Genomic DNA, 18,060 nt, shown 5'->3' on the forward strand with positions numbered 1-18,060 from the left:
CTGGAGATCGGCAATGACGAGAGCAAGCCTGAGCCGTCGCGAGATCGTTCGCACAATGGCGGCCGCAAGCGTTGGGGCTTCACTGTCGCCGGTTGCGGCCGCTGCGCGGCAGGTCAAATGGTCGGGTGGCACGGAGCGACCAAAGATCCCGCTGCCGCCAGGCGCTGTCGATTGTCACCATCACATCTACGATGCGCGGTATCCAGCCGACCCCAAGGCGAGTTTGCGGCCCGCGGATGCGTTGATCTCCGACTATCGCGACCTCCAGGCGCGGGTCGGCATTGCGCGACATGTCATCGTGCAGCCGTCTACCTACGGCACGGACAACCGCCTTGTGCTGGAGTCGCTGAAGGAATTCGGCGCCTCGGCGCGCGGAATCGTGGTCGTGAAGGACGACATTGCGAACGCGGACCTCAAGTCCATGCACGACCTCGGCGTTCGCGGCGTGCGATTCAACCTCTCCTATCCTGCCGGCGCACCCGTGGAGATGATGCAGCCGCTTGCGGGGCGGACCGCAGCTTGGGGCTGGCACGTCCAGGTCGTCGCTGGCGCCGAGCGGATCGTCACTTACGCAGATCTCCTCCGCAATTTGCCCGTGCCGGTCGTGTTCGATCACATGGGACAGCTTCCCAGCGTCTCGCATCCCGCCTTCAGCGTCATCGCAAAGCTCCTGGAGCAGAGCAAGGCCTGGGTCAAACTGTCCGGCGCCTATACTTTCTCGAAGGTCGGTCCGCCGACCTACTCGGACGCTGCAGAGATCGCCAAGGGCTTTCTGAAACTCGCGCCGGAGCGGCTTGTATGGGGTACGGACTGGCCGCACCCCACCGCAGCCGAGAACGCCAAGCCCGATGATGCCCTATTGGTGGATCTTACGTCCGACTGGATCGGCAGCGATGCTTTGCGCAAACGCATCTTCGTCGAGAACCCGACCAACCTGTACGGCTTCTAGCGCGAGGGAGGAGCCGGTCCGCACGCGTTGTGGAAGGCGTCACTTCCAGGACGCAAGCGTTGCCTGAGCACATTCGTTCATGACGGTAAGCGCGCGCTGAACCGTCGCTTCCCCCAGCACGAACGGGTTGGGGCCATCGGCGGTTCGGGCCGCGAGCTTGGCAAGCGCGCCATCGAAATGCTCATGATTTGAGATGAACACGTCCACGCCCTGCTCCTTGGCGAGGCCGCGCGCTCGTGCCGTCGCATCGATGTAGGCCTGCATGCGTTCTGGCTTCTTTCCGAAGTTGAAGCCGGTTCCGCCCCACAACAGCGCGCGATGCTTCTGCGAGCCCGACCGGACGTCGAACAGCGGCGAAATGGTCCCCATCGTGTGGCCCGGCGTAATCAGAATGTCGATGGTCGCATCGCCGAGCGAGATCTTTTGTCCGTCAACGACCGAAATGTCCCGTTTGGGTGGCCTGCCCCAGAGTGGACTGTCGAATTCGAGCTTGGTCTCCATCATGGACCAATCGGCCTCGCTTGCGACGATGCGAGACTTGTATTTCTCCACGAAGTAGTTGGCGCCACCATAGTGGTCACCATGTCCGTGGGTGACGATGATGGTCTTGACCGCCGCTGGATCGAGGCCAAGCGCCTTCAAACCGCCTTCGACGATGCGCGCGGCTTCTTCCTCATTGTCCATCGCATCGATCAGAATGATACCGTCGGATGTGGTGATCGCCCAGCAGCTCACCCACGTGCTGCCGACGAAGTACAGATTGTCAAAGGCCTTTCCCGGCGGAGGCGCCGGGATCTTCATGAGCTGTTCGAGCGACACTGGAGGCGCCTTGTAGTCCGGATCCGCGGCGTTGCCGAGCACGAGGTAGGAGCCGAGATCGGATCCGGCGGCTTCCTTCGCAGCCGCCAAATGACGTGCAACGTCCGGCGAAGGGGTCGCGGCATAAGCAGCCGGCATGGCCGCGGCCAGACAGCACGCGCATCCAAATTTCAGGAAACTTCGCCTGCTTGCACCATCGGAGTTGCCCTCAGCGATCGAAAGCTGAGAGGGTTGTCGGAAAAGCGTCATTGCCGTACTCCCTGACTTGTTGGTTTTCCTGGGCTCAAACAGGACGTGTTGCAGACCGGGCTTCAGCGCGGGCCGTCCGAGAGTCACGTCATGACTTCGCTGTCGCCATCTCCGTCTCGCGCGCGGCGCCGCGCCCCAGCGAGAGGACGCAAACCACCGCCACAGCGCAAAGCAGCGCGAGCGGCAACATTCCGAGCACGAAGCTGCCGGTCCGCTCCTTGACGAGCCCGACTACGTTCACCATGAGGCCGCCGCCGATCAGGTTCGCAACCGCGTTGATGCCGGCGAGGCCGGCTGCGAGCGTGCTCGCCGAAAGCCAGCTCGACGAGAGCGCCCAGAACGGACCCTTGAAGGCATACGCACCGACCAGGCAGCAGGTGACCATGATGATGGTAGGCACGACCGCAGTCCCGGTCAGGCCCAAGGCGGTGAAGCCACCCGCCGCGAGCAGCAGTGGGATAGCCGTGTGCCAGCGCCGCTCGCCCGTCCTGTCCGAATGGCGTCCCCACAGCACCATGAGCACGGTCGCAATTCCGTAGGGAATTGCGTTGACGAACCCCGTCTGCAGGGTCGAGAGGCCGAACGACTTCAGGAGCTGCGGCTGCCAAACTGACAAGACGCTTCCCGTCGCGGACGCACCGGAGCACACCAGGGCCATCACGAGGAAGTATTTGTTGGTAGCAAGTTGCCACAATGACAGGTGCCCGACCGGCTTGCGCGTGGCCACTTCCGTTTCCATGCGCCCGATCAGCCAGTCGCGCTGCTCAGCGGTGAGCCAGGAGGCCTGCGCGGGCCTGTCGGTCAACACGAACAGGCACGCTACCCCCAACATCACAGTCGGCAATCCCTCGAGAATGAAGAGCCACTGCCATCCGCGCAGGCCGAGCGCACCGTCAAGTTCGAGCAACCCGACCGACAAAGGCGAGCCCAGGAAGGTCGCGAGCGGAATGGATACCGTGAAGGTCGCCAGGATGCGCGCCCGGTACAGCGAGGGAAGCCAGTAGGTCAGATAGAGGATCGCGCCGGGAAAGAAACCGGCCTCCGCAGCGCCCAGAATGAAACGCATGGCGTACAGCGAATATGGCCCGACGACGAAAGCCATGCACGCCGTCACCAACCCCCAGGTAATCATGATCCGGGCGATCCAGCGCCTGGCGCCGACCCTCTGTAGGGCCAGATTGCTGGGCACCTCGACGAGGAAATAGGAAACGAAAAACAGACTTGCCGCGAAGCCGAACATCGCGGGCGTAAGACCAAGATCCTTGTTCATCTGCAACGCAGCGAAGCCGACGTTTACGCGATCGAGCAACGCAAAGAAGTAGCAAGCCATCAGGAACGGAACGAGGCGCAGGAGAACCCTGCGCATCGTCACCTTCTCGATCCGGCCGGCGTCTGTCCGAACAATCGCCACGTCCGCCTCCCTGTTCGTATTGGATTTTGCCTTGGACCTATCCTGGTCCTATCCGGCCTTCGGCCTTATTTGGCCGCTTTGGTCTTCTGCGTCTTGGCCACGATCGCGTCGATCGCGATCTTGTAGTTCTCCGGGACGACGCCCTTGAAGTGCTCCTTGAGGCCCAGGCTGTCCTTCCAACGGAGCCGCGCCGCCGCTGCGCGTGCCATCAGCGGCTCGACGCCGGCATCTTCCACCGCCTCTGCGGCCATCTCGATCTCTTCCGATCGCCGCCTAGAATGAATGACGCCGGAGGGAGTCAGGCTCTCAACCGTATCCATGAACGGTCGGGTCAACGTCTTGGAGGCAGAAGCCAGCACCGCCTCGTCCAGGCCATAGGACCGTGCGGCCAAAACCATCTCATCGATCAGCGCCTCGGTGCCCTTGAGCAGCACCGAACGGAGGATCTTGATTCCGGAGGCGGTCCCGAGCTTCTCGCCCACATATTCGATGCTCATGCCCCAGGGCACGAGCAGCTCGATGACGCGTGGCGCCGCAGCACCGCTCGACAGCATCTGCATCGAATAACCATTCTTGGGCGTCCCCATGATGGAGCCATCACCGAGGATGGCGCCGGTCTTGGCCAGACGCTCGGCCACGCCGTATTTCACCTTCGGGGTGGCGGAGGCGAAATCGAGGAAGGTGTGACGGCGGTCGAGCACGGACGCGAACGCATCCGCGCTCGCAAGCGATGAGGAGCCCGGGGTCGCACTGAAGATCAGCTCGGCCGCATCCGCCAGTTCCTTGTTGGATTTGACGAGCGTGACGCCGGCCGCTTTCGCGCGGCTCTGGATCAGATCGGCATAAGGCCCGTCGAAAGCATATTTGTCATAGCAGAAGATCTGCTCCAGGCCGGCGCCGCGCAGCCCTTTGCCCAACGTGCTGCCGATCTCGCCATAGCCGACCAGGCCGAGGCGAAATTGCTGCTTTTGGCTCATTGTGTACTCCTTCGCTGAATTTTTTGAGGTCATGCGCGCGCCATCTTGGGAGAGGCGAACTTGCCATCCCGCAAGCTGACGCCGACGAACCAGATGAGGATGGCGGCGAGGACGAGGAATCCGGCCACCGAGATCAGCGCCCAGGAGAAGTTGCCGGTGGCCTGGCGGATTTCGCCGATGAGATAAGGGCCCACGAAACCACCGAGATTGCCGATCGAGACGATCAGTGCGAGTCCACCCGCGGCAGCGCTGCCGGTGAGGAAGCTCGACGGGATCGGCCAGAAGGTCGACTGGTAGCACATGATCCCGACGACGGCGCCGCAGAGTGCGATGATGGAGATCAAGGCCGACGATGTAGCATAGCCACACACGATCAGCGCCACTGCGCCCACGACCAGCGCGGATGCGACGAACCAGCTCCGCTCGCCGCCGCGATCCGACAGGCGCGCCCACAGCATCATGGCCACAGCACCGCAAACATAAGGCAGAGCAGCAAGAAAACCGATGGTCACGACGCTAAAGCCGAATCCTTTCAGGATCTGCGGCATCCACAAGCCGAGACCGACCGAACCGATGATTGCACAGAAGTTGATGCACGCGCATGCGAGCACCCGCCAATTGGTGAAAGCATCCCTCAATCTGGATGGATGCTTGGTGGCAATCGCCTCGCGCTCGCTGGCAATTAGCTTGATAAGCCACGCCCGCTCGTCGACGCTCAGCCATTTTGCCTGATCGGGCTTGTCCGTCAGTGTGAACAGGCAGACAAAGCCGAGGATGGTTGCGGGCAGACCTTCGATGATCAGAAGCCACTGCCAACCATGCAGGCCTCCGAGACCATTGAGTGTCAGCAGCATACTCGAAAGCGGTGCGCCGAGGATGTTCGCAATCGGGATACCGAGCAGGAACGCTGCCGTCGCCCTGCCCCTGACGCGCGCCGGAAACCAGTAGGTGAAATACAGAAACACACCCGGCGTGAAGCCGGCTTCGCCGAGCCCCAGCAGGAAGCGCATGAAGCCGAAGCTCGCGGGGCCGACGACGAAAGCCGTGCCGGCCGAGAGCAGACCCCAGGTGATCAAGATCCGTGCGATCCATTTGCGCGCGCCGATGGCCTGCAGGGCGAGATTGCTCGGCACCTCGGCCAGGAAATAACCGAAGAAGAAAAGGCCTGCGCTCCAGCCGAATTCGGACGGCGAGATACCGAGATCCTGGTTCATCGTCAGGCTGGCGACCCCGACGTTCACCCGATCGAGGTAGGCGACGATGTAGCAAAGCAGCAGAAACGGCACGATCCGCCAGATGACCTTCGAGAGGATCTTCTCCTGCTCGGGCGTAAGATTGGTGCCGGCTGAAACGGCGGTGACACCTGCCATTGAGTTTCCTCCAGATCGACCGTTGTTCCCCGGCCATGACGTCCCGATAACAAAAATAGAACGGCGTTGCAATAAATTTTAGAACGTCGTTTCATTTTGTAATTTGCCGGAGTGGTGCTTAGCTTCCTCGCGGTTACCTGGTGTTCCAATCAGATGGCCGGGCTCACGGCGGGCATTGACCGCGCGACATGGGACTTGAAAGAGACATGGGACTGGAAAGAATTGCAGGGCCCGATGATGTTGTCGTGGGCCCGACGCTCAGCCAATGCAGCGTGGCGTGCCAATCTGGCCGGCCGCCCGGTTCCTGGGGATGTCCCCGGAGATCCTACAGGGGACCTATCACCAGCATCACCCCGATTACCTGCAGGGAGCGGAATCCGCGATCAGCAAAAAGGGCCGGTATGTTGCGGTGGCCGAAAACGGTGGCCAGCTTGACCGAGGACCAAAATCAGAAGAAAAACTCTAATGATTTCTGGTCGGAGTGGCAGGATTCGAACCTGCGACCCCTGCGTCCCGAACGCAGTGCTCTACCGGGCTGAGCCACACTCCGACAAGAAGGCGGCTTATAGCGTCGGGTTCGGCACACCGCAAGCCGCCGATTTGAGGATTTTTGTCCCAGTGAAAACGGGCCTGACAACCCAGATTCTACCGGCCGGACCGGCCGCCACTGATGCCGCCGCGCGGGCGCTTGCGGCAGGCGGACTGGTCGCGTTCCCGACCGAGACAGTCTACGGGCTCGGTGCGGATGCCGCCAATGCGACGGCGATCGCCCATCTCTACGCCGCCAAGGGTCGCCCCGCCTTCAATCCGCTGATCGCTCATGTCGCCGACCTCGCGGCGGCGCGGCGCATCGGACGGTTCGATTCGTGCGCCATCCGGCTCGCAGAAGCTTTCTGGCCCGGGCCGCTGACCCTGGTGGTCCCGAAGACCGACGATTGCCCCGTCGCCGATCTTGCGACCGCGGGTCTCGACACGGTCGCGATCCGCATCCCCGCCCATCCCGTGGCGCAAGCGATCCTGCGCGCCTTCGGCGGGGCGGTGGTGGCGCCGTCGGCGAACATCTCCGGCCATGTCTCGCCGACGCTGGCTGCGCATGTCGAGAGCGATCTTGCGGAGCGGATCGACCTGATCGTCGACGGCGGGCCGGTCGAGGTCGGGGTCGAATCGACGATTCTCGGCTGCTTCGAGGCGCCGATGCTGCTTCGCCCCGGCGGATTGTCGCGCGAGAAAATCGAGGCCGTGCTGGGTGTGCCGCTGGCGCGGCCGCCGCAGGATGTCGAGAGCGACGACAGCCAGCCCCTCGCGCCGGGCATGCTGGCCTCGCACTACGCGCCGCGCGCCACCGTGCGGCTCAATGCGCATGATGTCGCGCCCGACGAGGCTCTACTCGCCTTCGGACCGGCCGTGCTGCCAGGCATCGAACACGCCGCCGGCGTCATGAATTTGTCAGCGAGCGGTGATCTCGATGAGGCCGCCGCCAACTTGTTCGGCTATCTTCGCGCCCTGGATGCGAAGAGTCCGGGCGGGATCGCTGTTATGCCGATCCCCGAGGAAGGACTCGGCGAAGCGATCAACGACCGGCTTCGGCGCGCAGCAGTGGCGCGGTAGCGCATGATCCGGACCCGGACGGCCGCGTTAGCGCAAAGTGTGTAGCGGTTTTCCGATAGGATCATGCGCAATAGAATAGATTGCGATGAAGAAAGAAGAAGAGATGAACGTCACGACACCTGCCATCCCCCCGCTTGCTCCCGAGCTGATCGAGAAATTTCGCAAGATCGTCGGCGCCAAATATGCCGTGACGGATCCTGCCGACATCGAGCCTTACCTCACCGAGGAGCGCAACCTATTCCACGGCCGCTCGCCGCTCGTGCTGAGGCCCGCGACGACTGCAGAAGTCTCCGCGATCTGTAAGCTCGCCTCCGAATACAAAATCGCGCTGGTGCCGCAGGGCGGCAACACCGGGCTCGTCGGCGGCCAGACGCCACACAATGGCGAGGTGGTGGTGTCGCTGCGCCGGCTGGACAAGATCCGCGAGATCGACACCGCCTCGAACACCATGACCTGCGAGGCCGGCGTGGTGCTGCAAATCGCGCAGCAGAAGGCAGCCGAGGTCGACCGACTGTTCCCGCTCTCGCTGGGCGCGGAGGGAAGCTGCACCATCGGCGGCAATCTCTCGACCAATGCCGGCGGCACCACCGCGCTCGCCTATGGCGTCGCGCGTGAGATGGCGCTGGGGCTCGAAGTCGTGCTGGCCGACGGGCGCGTGCTCAACGCGCTGTCGAAGCTGAAGAAGGACAACACCGGGTATAACCTGCATAACCTCTTCATCGGCGCCGAGGGCACGCTCGGCATCATCACCGCGGCGACGCTAAAACTGTTTCCGAAACCGCGGGCGATCGAGACTGCGTTCGTAGGGCTGAAGTCACCGGCAGAGGCGTTGAAGCTGTTGACCATCGCGCAGGGCGAAGCCTCGAACGCGCTGACGAGCTTTGAGCTGTTGGCGGAAATGGCGGTCGATTTCTCGATCCGCCACGGCATCGACGTGCGCGATCCGCTCGAGCAAAAGCATCTCTGGTACGTGCTGATGGAGGTGTCCTCGCCACGCGACGATGCGCGCGCGACGCTGGAATCGATCCTCACCCGAGCGATGGAGGCGGAGATTGTCGACGACGCCGTGATCGCCGCCAACCTGACTCAGCGCGCCGGCTTCTGGAAGCTGCGCGATGAGATGTCGGCGGCGCAGAAGCCGGAGGGTGGCTCGATCAAGCACGACATCTCCGTGCCCGTCGCAGCGGTGCCCGCCTTCATCGCGGAGGCCGATGCTGCGGTCGTCAAGCTGATCCCTGGCGCGCGACCGGTGCCGTTCGGCCATCTCGGCGACGGCAATCTGCATTACAATGTCAGCCAGCCGGTCGGGGCCAATGCCGCCGACTTCCTTGCCCGCTGGCACGACGTCAACACGGTGGTGTTCGAGATCGTGTTGCGCATGGGCGGCTCGATCTCGGCCGAGCATGGCATCGGCGTGCTCAAGCGCGACGAACTGCCCGACGTAAAGGACAAGACCGCCATCGAGCTCATGCGACAGGTCAAGGCGATGCTCGACCCCCTCCAGATCATGAACCCCGGTAAAGTGCTGTGAACCTGCCTGTCTCCCCTCTTCCGCTCGCGATCGATCAAATCGCGGATGCCGATGTCGAAAGCGTCGTTGCGCTGTGGCAGCGCTGCGGTCTGACACGGCCCTGGAACGATCCGCATGCCGATGTCGCGCTGGCGCGGCGCGAGGCGAATTCGACCGTGCTGATCGGGCGGTGCGGCGATGCGATCGTGGCCAGCGCGATGGTCGGCCATGACGGCCATCGCGGCTGGATCTATTACGTCGCGGTCGATCCCGATTGCCGCAAGCGAGGCTATGGCAGCATCATCATGGCTGCTGCCGAGGACTGGCTGCGACAGGCCGGCATCGCAAAACTTCAGCTCCTGGTCCGCCGCGAGAACACGCAGGCCGGCGCGTTCTACACTTCCCTCGGCTTCGAAGAGTCCACGTCGGTGATGTTCGCCAAATGGCTCGACGGCCGCGCCCCTACTCCTTGAGGCCTGCATGTCCGTTTCCGACCGCGTCCGTATCAAAGACGTTCGCCTGCTCTCGGACAAGAAATACATTCTGAAGGCGACGACCTTCGAGTGGCGTCGCAACGATGGGGAATGGCAGACGCAGGTGCGCGAGGTCTATGACCGCGGCAACGGTGCGGCGCTGTTGCCCTATAACCGCAAGCAGCGCACCGTCGTGCTGGTGCGGCAGTTCCGCTATCCTGCCTTCGTCAACGGCTATGACGACCTGCTGATCGAAGCCGCCGCCGGCATGCTCGACGATGCGGATCCCGAAGCGCGCATCCGCAGCGAGGCCGAGGAAGAGATCGGCTATCGCCTGCATGACGTCCACAAGGTGTTCGAGGCCTTCATGACCCCCGGGGCGGTCACGGAGAAGCTGCACTTCTTCGTTGCCGAATACGAGCCGGAGATGCGGATCAGTGACGGCGGTGGCCTTGCCGACGAAGGCGAGGAGATCGAGGTGCTGGAACTTTCGATCGACGAAGCGCTTGCGATGATCGCCGACGGCCGCATCGTGGACGCGAAGACGATCATGCTGCTGCAATATGCGGCGCTGCATGTTTTCAGGTAGCTAAGTCGACGCGCGCGATGTCCCTCTCCCACAAGGGGAGAGGGGGAAGCATCGCCAGCGCGGCGCCATCTTCAATTGCAAATCTGACCTGCGGAGACACGGTCGCTGTTGAGCAAATCGCCGACTATCTTTACTCTGTCCGCAATGAGAACGAGAGGAGACGCGGCCAATGTCAACTCCGCGCGACGATGAATTCGGCTTCGCGCCCGATTACGACGCTCCCGTCCCCTATATGCAGCGGACCCGCGACTACTACGCGGCGATCGGCTACACCACGCCGTATCGCTGGGCGCACTATGTCGACGCACCGTTCCAGCCGCTGAAGAAACCGCTGGCGCAATCGCGCGTGACGATCATCACGACGGCCGCGCCTTATGATCCGACCAAGGGCGACCAGGGACCGGGCGCGGCGTACAATGGTGGCGCAAAGTTCTTTGAGGTCTACGACGGCGACACCACGCAACCGCACGATTTGCGCATCTCGCACATCGGCTATGACCGCAAGCACACGAGCGCGACCGACAGCGGCACCTGGTTTCCGCTGCCGCAGCTCCTGAAGGCCTCTGCCGCGGGGCGCATCGGCGAGGTGAGCCAGCGCTTCTTCGGTGCGCCGACCAATCGCAGCCATCGCGTCACCCTCGACACCGACGCGCCGGAGATTCTGGCGCGCTGCCTCGCCGACAAGGTCGATGTCGCAGTCCTGGTACCGAACTGCCCGGTCTGCCACCAGACCACCGCGCTGGTCGCGCGGCATCTGGAGGCGGGCGGCATTCCAACCGTGATCATGGGCTGCGCCAAGGACATCGTCGAGCACGCCGCGGTGCCACGCTTCTTGTTCTCCGACTTCCCGCTCGGCAATTCCGCGGGCAAGCCGCATGACGTTGCCTCGCAGGCGCAAACCCTGGAACTCGCATTGAAGCTCCTCGAGTCCGCCAGCGGCCCGCGCACCACGATGCAATCGCCGCTGCGCTGGAGCGAGGATGCTTCCTGGAAGCTCGACTACAATAACGTCGCGCAGCTCTCGCCCGAAGAGCTTGCGCGGCGGCGCGCCGAGTTCGACAAGCAGAAGGAGATCGCGCGCGGCAACCGCGCGGCCTGACGGGAGACTCAGCCGTGACGAGGCCCTTCGAAGGCGTCAAGATCCTCGATTTCACACAAGTTCTGGCCGGCCCCTATGCGAGCTACCAGCTCGCGCTGCTGGGCGCCGACGTCATCAAGGTCGAGCGGCGCGAGGGCGAGGACATGCGCCGCACGCCGCTCAGCCGCGAATGGGCCGAACGCGGGCTCGCGCCGGCATTCCAGGCCATCAACGGCAACAAGCGCAGCCTGACGCTCGATCTGCAAAAGCCGGACGCGATCGCAATCGTGAGGAAGCTCGCCGCGCGGGTCGATGTCGTCATGGAGAACTTTCGCCCGGGCGTGATGGACAAGCTCGGCATCGGCTATGAGGCGCTGTCCGCGATCAATCCAAAGCTGATCTATTGCGCCGTGTCCGGCTTCGGCCAGACCGGCCCCGATCGGCTGCGCCCCGGCTATGACGGCAAGATGCAGGCGCTCTCTGGCATCATGGCAATCACCGGCCATCCCGAGACCGGGCCGACGCGCACGGGCTTTGCGGTGTGCGATGTGCTCTCGGGTGCGACCGCGGCGTTCGCCGTCTCCAGCGCGCTGTATCAGCGCGACCGGACGGCCAAGGGGCAGCTCGTCGACGTCTCCATGCTGGAGGCGACGCTGGCGTTCCTGTCGGGTCAGATTGCGGACTGGTCGGTCGCCGGCCATCGTCAGCAGCTCTCGGGCAACCAGGCGGTCAGCCGCAAGACCACCGCGAACCTGTTCAGCTGCGGCGACGGCTACATCCTGCTCGCGGTCAACAACGAGAAGCAGTATCGCGCATTGATGACGGCGCTCGACCGCGCGGACACGCTGAGCGATCCACGCTTCGCCGACTGGTTCTCCCGCAACGAGAATGAGCCTGCGCTGCGCGCGATCATCGAGGAGGCGCTGGCGACGAAGAGCCCGCGCGAATGGGAGACGATCTTGGAGGACGCCGGCGCGCCCTGCGCCAGCATCTGGACAATCGAGGAGATCATCGACCATCCGCAGATTGTGGCACGCGGCGCCATTCAGGAGCTCAACACGCCCTACGGCCGCCTGCGCTTCGCTGGCAGCGGATTCAAGCTCGCGCATGGTGGCGGCAAGCTCGACCGCATGGCGCCGGAGCTGGGCGCGGATACGGATGCAGTGCTGGAAGAGCTGGGTTTTGACGCAGCGGAGATCGCGGAGTTAAGGGCACGGGAGATTGTGTGAGAGTGGCGATGCCATAGCGTGGGCAAAGCGAAGCATGCCCACCATTGCGCATCGAGTAACCGGAGAGATGGTGGGCACGGCGCGTCGCGCCTTTGCCCACCCTACGACACCTGCAATCAGAACAATGAGCCCTGCCCGTCATCGGCTGGCGCTGCGGCTGCTTTTCGCGCCACCTTCTTCTTCGGCGCTTCCGTCTCCATCTCGTCGGCGCTGATCGGCAACAGCAACTGGTCGTCGTCATTGGCAACGCGGTTGACGCGTGTGGAGACCGGGTGCCAGGTGAATTCGCCAATGCGCGGGGCGGCCATCAGCGGCAGGATCGCATCGATCTCGTCGCCGCGACAGTCGAGCCAGCGTTCGAAATCCTGCGGCGAAATCGTCACCGGCACGCGGTCATGCAGCGCGGCGAGATCCTCGCTCGCCGCCGCCGTGACGATCGCGACCGTGTCGAGCTCCTCGCCGTTCGGCCCGACCCATGTCTCGAACACCGCGGCAAAACCGAGCGGCTGTCCGTCGGCGCGGTGGATGAAATAGGGCTGCTTGCGGCCGTCCACCGCTTTCCACTCGTAGTAACCGTCGGCCGGGATCAGGCCACGTCGCCTGCGAATCGCGTTCTTGAAGGCGGGCTTTTCCAGGACCGTCTCCGAGCGCGCGTTGATCAGCAACGTAAAACCACGGGGATCCTTCACCCAGGTCGGCAGCAATCCCCAGCGCATGAGCTGGAAACGGCGCGCACCCTTGTCGACCAGCACCACCGGAATCGGCTGCGTCGGGGCGACGTTGTACCGCGGCGGGAAATTCGGCTGCTCGAGATAGCCAAAGAGTTGCCGCAAAGCCGCCGGAGCCGAGGTTATGACAAAGCGTCCGCACATCCTTGAGGGCCTATATGGGGTCCGTTCAGCACCTTTTAACCCCCAACGTCAACACTGCGGCCGATGAGCTCAATGGTCGCCGAACCCGCGCGGACGCATGTAGTGACGGGCCCCGAGGCGGCAGCCTGGGCTGAGCGGCTGCGCGTGGCCAATATCAACCCGCGGACGGGGCTTGCCACCGACTATCTGAACCATTTCAATGAAGCCGTCATGCTGCTCGAAATGGTCCCGGACATGCCGGAATGCGCCGAAGACTTCTTGACCTGGACGCCGCTGTCCTATGCCGAGCATTTCACGGCCTCGAATTTCAAGGCGCGCGATCTTGCGATCGAGGCCTATGAGAAGGCCGCTCCCAACGTGCGCGCCCAGTTCGATCACATCACCGACACCATGACCTCGATCCTGACCGCGGTCGGCTCGGCCATGCGCGAGGTGGAGAAGGATGCCACGCGCGTCAAGCTTGCCGAGCAGGCCACTCTCTGGGTCAAGCCGCTCATCGCGGCCTGCGGCGGCATCATCAACGGCGGCGCGGAAGCCGACGTCGATACCATCATGTCGAACTGAGGCCGACACCGTGCAGCCGAGCCATCCCCAGCTCGCAGTGAGCGCCGCGATATTCCGCGACGGCGAGGTGCTGCTGGTTCGCCGCGCCCGCTCGCCGGCCGAGGGCTTCTATTCGCTGCCGGGCGGCCGGGTCGAATTCGGCGAATCGCTGCATCAGGCGCTGATTCGCGAGGTCGACGAGGAAACCGGGCTGGCGATCGACATCGTCGGTCTGGCCGGCTGGCGCGAGGTGCTGCCGTCCACGGCCGGTGCCGGCCACTACCTCATCATGTCCTTTGCGGCGCGCTGGACGGCCAGGGAGCCGGTTCTGAATGAGGAGCTGGACGATTTCCGCTGGCTTGCTCCCGACGCGCTGGGCAGCCTCGGCGACCTCAAGCTCACCGGTGGACTGGACGAAGTCATCCATGCCGCAAAGCGCCTGATCGGGGCCTGACGGCAAGAGTGGCTGCCTTGCGTCTGCCGACCTTAAGGGGCATACACGCCCCCGATGTCCAAGCGATTTCCGGCCGTTTTGGCCCTGTTTCTTGCCTGCGCCGTCCTGCCCGCCCGGGCTCAGGACGCGGCTGCGCCGTTCGACGGCGATTTGCAGCGGCTCGCGGAAATCCTCGGCGGCCTGCACTACCTGCGCGGCATCTGCGGGGCCAATGAAGGCAACAAATGGCGCAACGAGATGCAGGCGCTGATCGACGCCGAAACCCCCTCCGGCGAGCGCCGCACCCGCATGATCGCGGGCTTCAACCGTGGCTATAACGGTTTTCAACAGACCTACCGGAGCTGTACGCCGGCCGCGACGGTAGCGATCCGCCGCTACATCGAGGAAGGCTCGAAAATCTCGCGCGACCTCACGGCGCGTTACGCCAACTGAATTGCCATCGCCTTCAACTGCCAACCCTGATCCTGAGGAGCCTGCGGAGCAGGCGCGCGCCTCCTCCCATGAGGATTTTGCATTACCGGATGTGTCGCCGGAACAACTCATCCACATTGTTCACCTCCGTTAACCTTTCCTAAAGATGTGGCCTAGGCGGAGTTAATCTGCGTGCTACACCTCTCACGCAGCGCATCGATGGGGATCGCGCCTCCAGCCCGTTTCCGAGTGTCATGAGCATTCCAGTGTCCTTCGCCTCCGCCCGCGCGCCGCTGCCCGATCATGAGCAGAAGCAGGCTGCGCTCAGCTATCTCAACGAGGCCTGGGCGGAAGCGCGCCATGACGGCGTCGACGGCGATTGTCTCGCGCAGGCGAGCCTGTTCGCAGCGCTGGCTGAGCTCGTCGGCACCTATGGCGAGGATGCGGTGGCAAAATTCGTCGAGGGTTTTCCCGCCCGCATCCGCAATGGCGAATTCTCGATCGCACTCGCCAAGCAGTAGCTAAAAATCACCCCGCCAGAAGAGGCGGGGTGAAGTCTGCGGATGAATGACCTCACGAAAGGTCGCGATGGCTGCGCTCATGATCGCACGAATGCGCGCGTCACGAGATAAGCAATAGTCCGTAATGCGCCGGGAGTTTTTCCTGATATCGCGGGGGAAATGTCACTGCTCCACTCTGAGCGTCGCTTTCATGTTGGGATGGTAGCGGCAATAGTACTCCACCATCCCCGCCTTCTTCAGCACGAACGTCGCCGACTTCTTCGCCGGCAGGTTCACGTCGAAATCGCCATTCCTCGCCGTCGCAGTGTGGGCGAGGACGTCCTTGTTGACCCACTCGACGGTGTCACCAACCTTCGCCGAGACCTCGGCCGGCGAGATCTCGAGATTCTCCATCAAGATCTGTACGGTCGCGGCACGCGCCGGGACGATCATCGACGCGAGCACCATTGCGGTCATTGCCAACAGCCGTCCCGGCAGCATCTCCCGCCCCTATTTGAGCTCGGTCGCGACATGCTCGGCATGCTGCTCATGGCCCTGGAAAATCTTCAAACCCGTCTGCAAGAGGCCCTTCAGCTCCGCATTGTCCGCGGAGGGAATGAGCTGGGTCTCCAGGGCGCTGTTGACTGACTTGTGGTAGGCGACCTCGTTGTCGACATAGGCCTTGTCGAAGTCCGCACCTTTGAGCTTCGAAAGCTCGGCGAGCTTGTCGTTCGCCTGTTTCGTGAGCGTACGGCTGGTGTCGTTGTCTTCGGGTGTTACCTTCAGCTTCTTCACCAGCGCGAGTGCCTGCTTGTTCACCGCCTCATGATCGCGCACCATGTCCTGCGCGAATGCCTTTACGTCCTTGTTCTTGGCCTTCTTCAGCGCCTGCTTGGCGGCGTTGATGTCGATCACGCCGGCGGTGTAGGCGATATGGGCGATCTGCGGATCAGTGGGCTTTGCGCCTTGCGCCAGCGCAGGGCTGATCAAAAAAGCGATCGTGACGATCGCCGCGCTGCATCGGATGAACATGACTTGACACTCCTGTGGTGCCGGTTGCCCCCGGCATGTGACCTCACAGGCATTGGATGGAGAACCGCCGCGGACGTTCCCAAGAAAATTACACGCCGACGCCGAGCCGCTTCAGTACGGCTTCGGTCAGACGCTCGCAGCGCTGGCCGGCGAACGGGAACGCATCCATCACCACCGGCCCGATCTTCTTCTCGACATTTTCCCGCAGCATCGCGCGGGCGCGATGCAGCCGCGTCTTCACCGTCTCAGACTTGACGCCGAGCAGCTGCGCGGTCTCCTCGATGGTCATGCCCTCCATCACGCGCGCGATGAAGACCATGCGGAACACATCGGGCAGCTCATCGACCGCGTGCTCGACGACACGCTGGATTTCACGTTGGGCCATGGATTTTTCCGGATCGCCTGCGGCGGAGGACACGGGAAACTGGATGATCTGGGCTTCGAGTGTTGCCTCCGGCAGCGCACTGATCTCGACATGCACCTTCCGGCTTCTCACCCGGCCAAGCGCCTCGTTGATGGCAATGCGCGACAGCCAGGTCGACAGGCCGGATTCACCGCGAAAGCCGTCGAGGTGCGTGAACGCCCGAACATAGGTCTCCTGCACCACGTCCTCGGCCTCGCTGTCGTTGCGCAAGATGCCGCGGGCGAGCCGGTAGAGCCTGCGGTTATTGGCCTGCATGATCGCGCGCAGCGCGGCTTCATCGCGGACTCGGGCGCGCTCGACCAGTTCGGCCTCGGCCAGACCTGTGGCTTCCGATATTGCAGTGCGATGGATGGCGGTCACGGGCTCGTCTCCAGTTTTTCCGGACATTGGATGCAGGCCCGCCCAAAAGGTTCCCACCAATCTACCCTCAGCCCGTCTCGATTGGCAGCGCGGGATCCCTGGCCCATTCGCCCATGGAACCGTCATAGAGTGTGAGCTTGTCGTGACCGAGCTGCACCAGCAGGAAGAGATCGATCGTCGCCGAGATGCCGCCGCCGCAATAGCAGATGACGTTCTTGTCGCGCGTGACGCCTTGCGCAGCGAATTTCGTTTCGGCATCGGCAAGCGTGGTCAGCGTCTTGTCAGCAGGGTCGACCAGCGTCGCCGCCGGGACGTTGACGCTGCCGGGAACGCGACCGGGCCTTCCATAGCGGCTCGGCTCGAGACCGCGATGAAATTGCGGGCCGAGCGCATTGACGATGACGGTCGCGGGATTGCCGATCGCTGCCATCACCGTGGATTTGTCAACGAAGAAACCGGCACGCGGCGCGGCCTTGAAGGTTGCGGCCGGATATCCCTTCGGCGCACCCATCTCGACTGGCCGCCCCTCGGCCTTCCATTTGTCGAAACCGCCGTCGAGCACCTGTGCATCGACGCCGAGCGAGCGCAACATCCACCAGAATCGCGTCGCCCACATCATGGTGCCGATGCTGTAGAGCACGACAGTCTTGGAGGCATCGAGGCCGTGGCGGCCGAAGGCGGCCTCGAGCTGCACGGTCGCCGGCATCATGAAAAGCGGACGTGCGGAGGTGTCGGAGAACTCGCCTTGCAGATCGAGAAAATCGGCGCCAGGAATGTGGCCGGCCTCGAACGTCTTGTCGCCGGGCACGGCGATGTACGGCACGTCGCTGCCCTGCGGCACCGGCTCGTTGTAAGTCGTGCAATCGTAGATGCGCAGGTCGGGCTGGCCGAGCATGGCGGCGAGCTGCCCGGTGGTGACGAGGGATGTCGGCTGGGTCATCGAGTGCTCTCCCAAGTTCGGCTTGTGCATCGCGTAACACTGTCATTGCCCGCGAAAGCGGGCAATCCAGATGCTATGGGGTAAGCGGCGACTGGGGTAAGCGGCGGTGAGGGTGTGGACACCCCTCGAACGCCGTGATCACGCAATGGAGCAGCCCATGTCGCAATCGTTTGACGCCGGCAGGTCCCTCACCGCCTTCGAGCAGGATAGCACGTTGGTCGCAGTAATCGAGATGAGCCAGTCGAAGTGGCTGGTCGCGGCA

The 18,060-nt window shown here is 63.4% G+C and carries 20 protein-coding genes and 1 tRNA gene; 11 read left to right on the forward strand and 10 right to left on the reverse strand.

From position 1 onward, the window contains the following. Positions 1-13: 13 nt before the first annotated feature. Complete coding sequence (locus SO180_RS10610) at positions 14-949, forward strand: amidohydrolase family protein (RefSeq protein WP_449378754.1); 936 nt, start codon at positions 14-16, stop codon at positions 947-949. Between the two features lie 39 nt (positions 950-988). On the opposite strand, the gene SO180_RS10615 is transcribed toward SO180_RS10610, so the two are convergent. The 5 genes from SO180_RS10615 to SO180_RS10635 form a co-directional block, all read right to left on the reverse strand. Continuing rightward, entirely contained in the window at positions 989-1,906 is a 918-nt protein-coding gene (locus SO180_RS10615) for an MBL fold metallo-hydrolase (protein WP_449378755.1), read from the reverse strand. 199 nt (positions 1,907-2,105) lie between these two features. Next, the gene (locus SO180_RS10620) at positions 2,106-3,428 is read right to left on the reverse strand and encodes an MFS transporter (protein ID WP_449378756.1); all 1,323 of its coding nucleotides are present in this window, start codon (positions 3,426-3,428) and stop codon (positions 2,106-2,108) included. Between the two features lie 65 nt (positions 3,429-3,493). Beyond that, the gene (locus SO180_RS10625; RefSeq protein WP_449378757.1) at positions 3,494-4,405 is read right to left on the reverse strand and encodes a DUF1932 domain-containing protein; all 912 of its coding nucleotides are present in this window, start codon (positions 4,403-4,405) and stop codon (positions 3,494-3,496) included. A gap of 29 nt (positions 4,406-4,434) precedes the next feature. After that, positions 4,435-5,775, reverse strand: a complete 1,341-nt coding sequence (locus tag SO180_RS10630; RefSeq protein ID WP_449378758.1) for an MFS transporter — start codon at positions 5,773-5,775, stop codon at positions 4,435-4,437. 473 nt (positions 5,776-6,248) lie between these two features. Next, positions 6,249-6,325: transfer RNA gene (locus SO180_RS10635), tRNA-Pro, on the reverse strand. 68 nt (positions 6,326-6,393) lie between these two features. Between SO180_RS10635 and SO180_RS10640 the strand changes: the two genes are divergently transcribed. The 6 genes from SO180_RS10640 (at position 6,394) to SO180_RS10665 (ending at position 12,262) form a co-directional block, all read left to right on the forward strand. Next, positions 6,394-7,383, forward strand: coding sequence for an L-threonylcarbamoyladenylate synthase (locus tag SO180_RS10640; protein ID WP_449378759.1), 990 nt, complete (start codon positions 6,394-6,396; stop codon positions 7,381-7,383). A 103-nt stretch (positions 7,384-7,486) separates the two neighbouring features. Then, a complete protein-coding gene (locus SO180_RS10645; RefSeq protein WP_449378779.1) occupies positions 7,487-8,914 on the forward strand; it encodes an FAD-binding oxidoreductase in 1,428 nt (475 codons plus the stop codon). A 2-nt stretch (positions 8,915-8,916) separates the two neighbouring features. Next, positions 8,917-9,366, forward strand: coding sequence for a GNAT family acetyltransferase (locus SO180_RS10650; protein ID WP_449378780.1), 450 nt, complete (start codon positions 8,917-8,919; stop codon positions 9,364-9,366). A 7-nt stretch (positions 9,367-9,373) separates the two neighbouring features. After that, positions 9,374-9,955: an NUDIX domain-containing protein gene (locus SO180_RS10655; protein WP_449378760.1), complete on the forward strand. Its 582-nt coding sequence runs from the start codon at positions 9,374-9,376 to the stop codon at positions 9,953-9,955. Between the two features lie 169 nt (positions 9,956-10,124). Then, complete coding sequence (locus SO180_RS10660) at positions 10,125-11,054, forward strand: glycine reductase (RefSeq protein WP_449378761.1); 930 nt, start codon at positions 10,125-10,127, stop codon at positions 11,052-11,054. Positions 11,055-11,068: 14 nt separating this feature from the next. Continuing rightward, entirely contained in the window at positions 11,069-12,262 is a 1,194-nt protein-coding gene (locus SO180_RS10665) for a CaiB/BaiF CoA transferase family protein (protein ID WP_449378762.1), read from the forward strand. A gap of 116 nt (positions 12,263-12,378) precedes the next feature. Here the strand turns inward: SO180_RS10665 and SO180_RS10670 are convergent, their stop codons facing one another. After that, entirely contained in the window at positions 12,379-13,134 is a 756-nt protein-coding gene (locus tag SO180_RS10670) for an SOS response-associated peptidase (protein WP_449378763.1), read from the reverse strand. 63 nt (positions 13,135-13,197) lie between these two features. On the opposite strand from SO180_RS10670, the gene SO180_RS10675 reads away from it, so the two are divergent. The 4 genes from SO180_RS10675 (at position 13,198) to SO180_RS10690 (ending at position 15,063) form a co-directional block, all read left to right on the forward strand. Further along, positions 13,198-13,698 carry a hypothetical protein gene (locus tag SO180_RS10675; RefSeq protein WP_449378764.1) on the forward strand — a complete coding sequence of 167 codons (501 nt, stop codon included), beginning with the start codon at positions 13,198-13,200 and terminating at the stop codon, positions 13,696-13,698. Positions 13,699-13,735: 37 nt separating this feature from the next. Next, the gene (locus SO180_RS10680; RefSeq protein WP_449378765.1) at positions 13,736-14,131 is read left to right on the forward strand and encodes an NUDIX hydrolase; all 396 of its coding nucleotides are present in this window, start codon (positions 13,736-13,738) and stop codon (positions 14,129-14,131) included. A gap of 54 nt (positions 14,132-14,185) precedes the next feature. Then, positions 14,186-14,563 carry a TIGR02301 family protein gene (locus SO180_RS10685; protein ID WP_449378766.1) on the forward strand — a complete coding sequence of 126 codons (378 nt, stop codon included), beginning with the start codon at positions 14,186-14,188 and terminating at the stop codon, positions 14,561-14,563. Positions 14,564-14,796: 233 nt separating this feature from the next. Further along, positions 14,797-15,063 (forward strand): hypothetical protein, encoded by a 267-nt coding sequence (locus SO180_RS10690; protein ID WP_449378767.1) that lies wholly within the window; start codon positions 14,797-14,799, stop codon positions 15,061-15,063. 162 nt (positions 15,064-15,225) lie between these two features. Here SO180_RS10690 and SO180_RS10695 read toward each other — a convergent pair whose 3' ends face one another. The 4 genes from SO180_RS10695 to SO180_RS10710 form a co-directional block, all read right to left on the reverse strand. Then, complete coding sequence (locus SO180_RS10695; RefSeq protein WP_449378768.1) at positions 15,226-15,543, reverse strand: cupredoxin domain-containing protein; 318 nt, start codon at positions 15,541-15,543, stop codon at positions 15,226-15,228. Between the two features lie 9 nt (positions 15,544-15,552). After that, on the reverse strand, positions 15,553-16,074 hold the full coding sequence (locus tag SO180_RS10700; RefSeq protein WP_449378769.1) for a DUF4142 domain-containing protein: 522 nt from the start codon (positions 16,072-16,074) through the stop codon (positions 15,553-15,555). Positions 16,075-16,162: 88 nt separating this feature from the next. Then, positions 16,163-16,885 (reverse strand): RNA polymerase sigma factor, encoded by a 723-nt coding sequence (locus SO180_RS10705; protein ID WP_449378770.1) that lies wholly within the window; start codon positions 16,883-16,885, stop codon positions 16,163-16,165. 40 nt (positions 16,886-16,925) lie between these two features. Further along, positions 16,926-17,798 (reverse strand): sulfurtransferase, encoded by an 873-nt coding sequence (locus SO180_RS10710; protein ID WP_449378771.1) that lies wholly within the window; start codon positions 17,796-17,798, stop codon positions 16,926-16,928. Between the last annotated feature and the right edge of the window lie 262 nt (positions 17,799-18,060).

This window comes from Bradyrhizobium sp. UFLA05-112, from assembly GCF_053572325.1.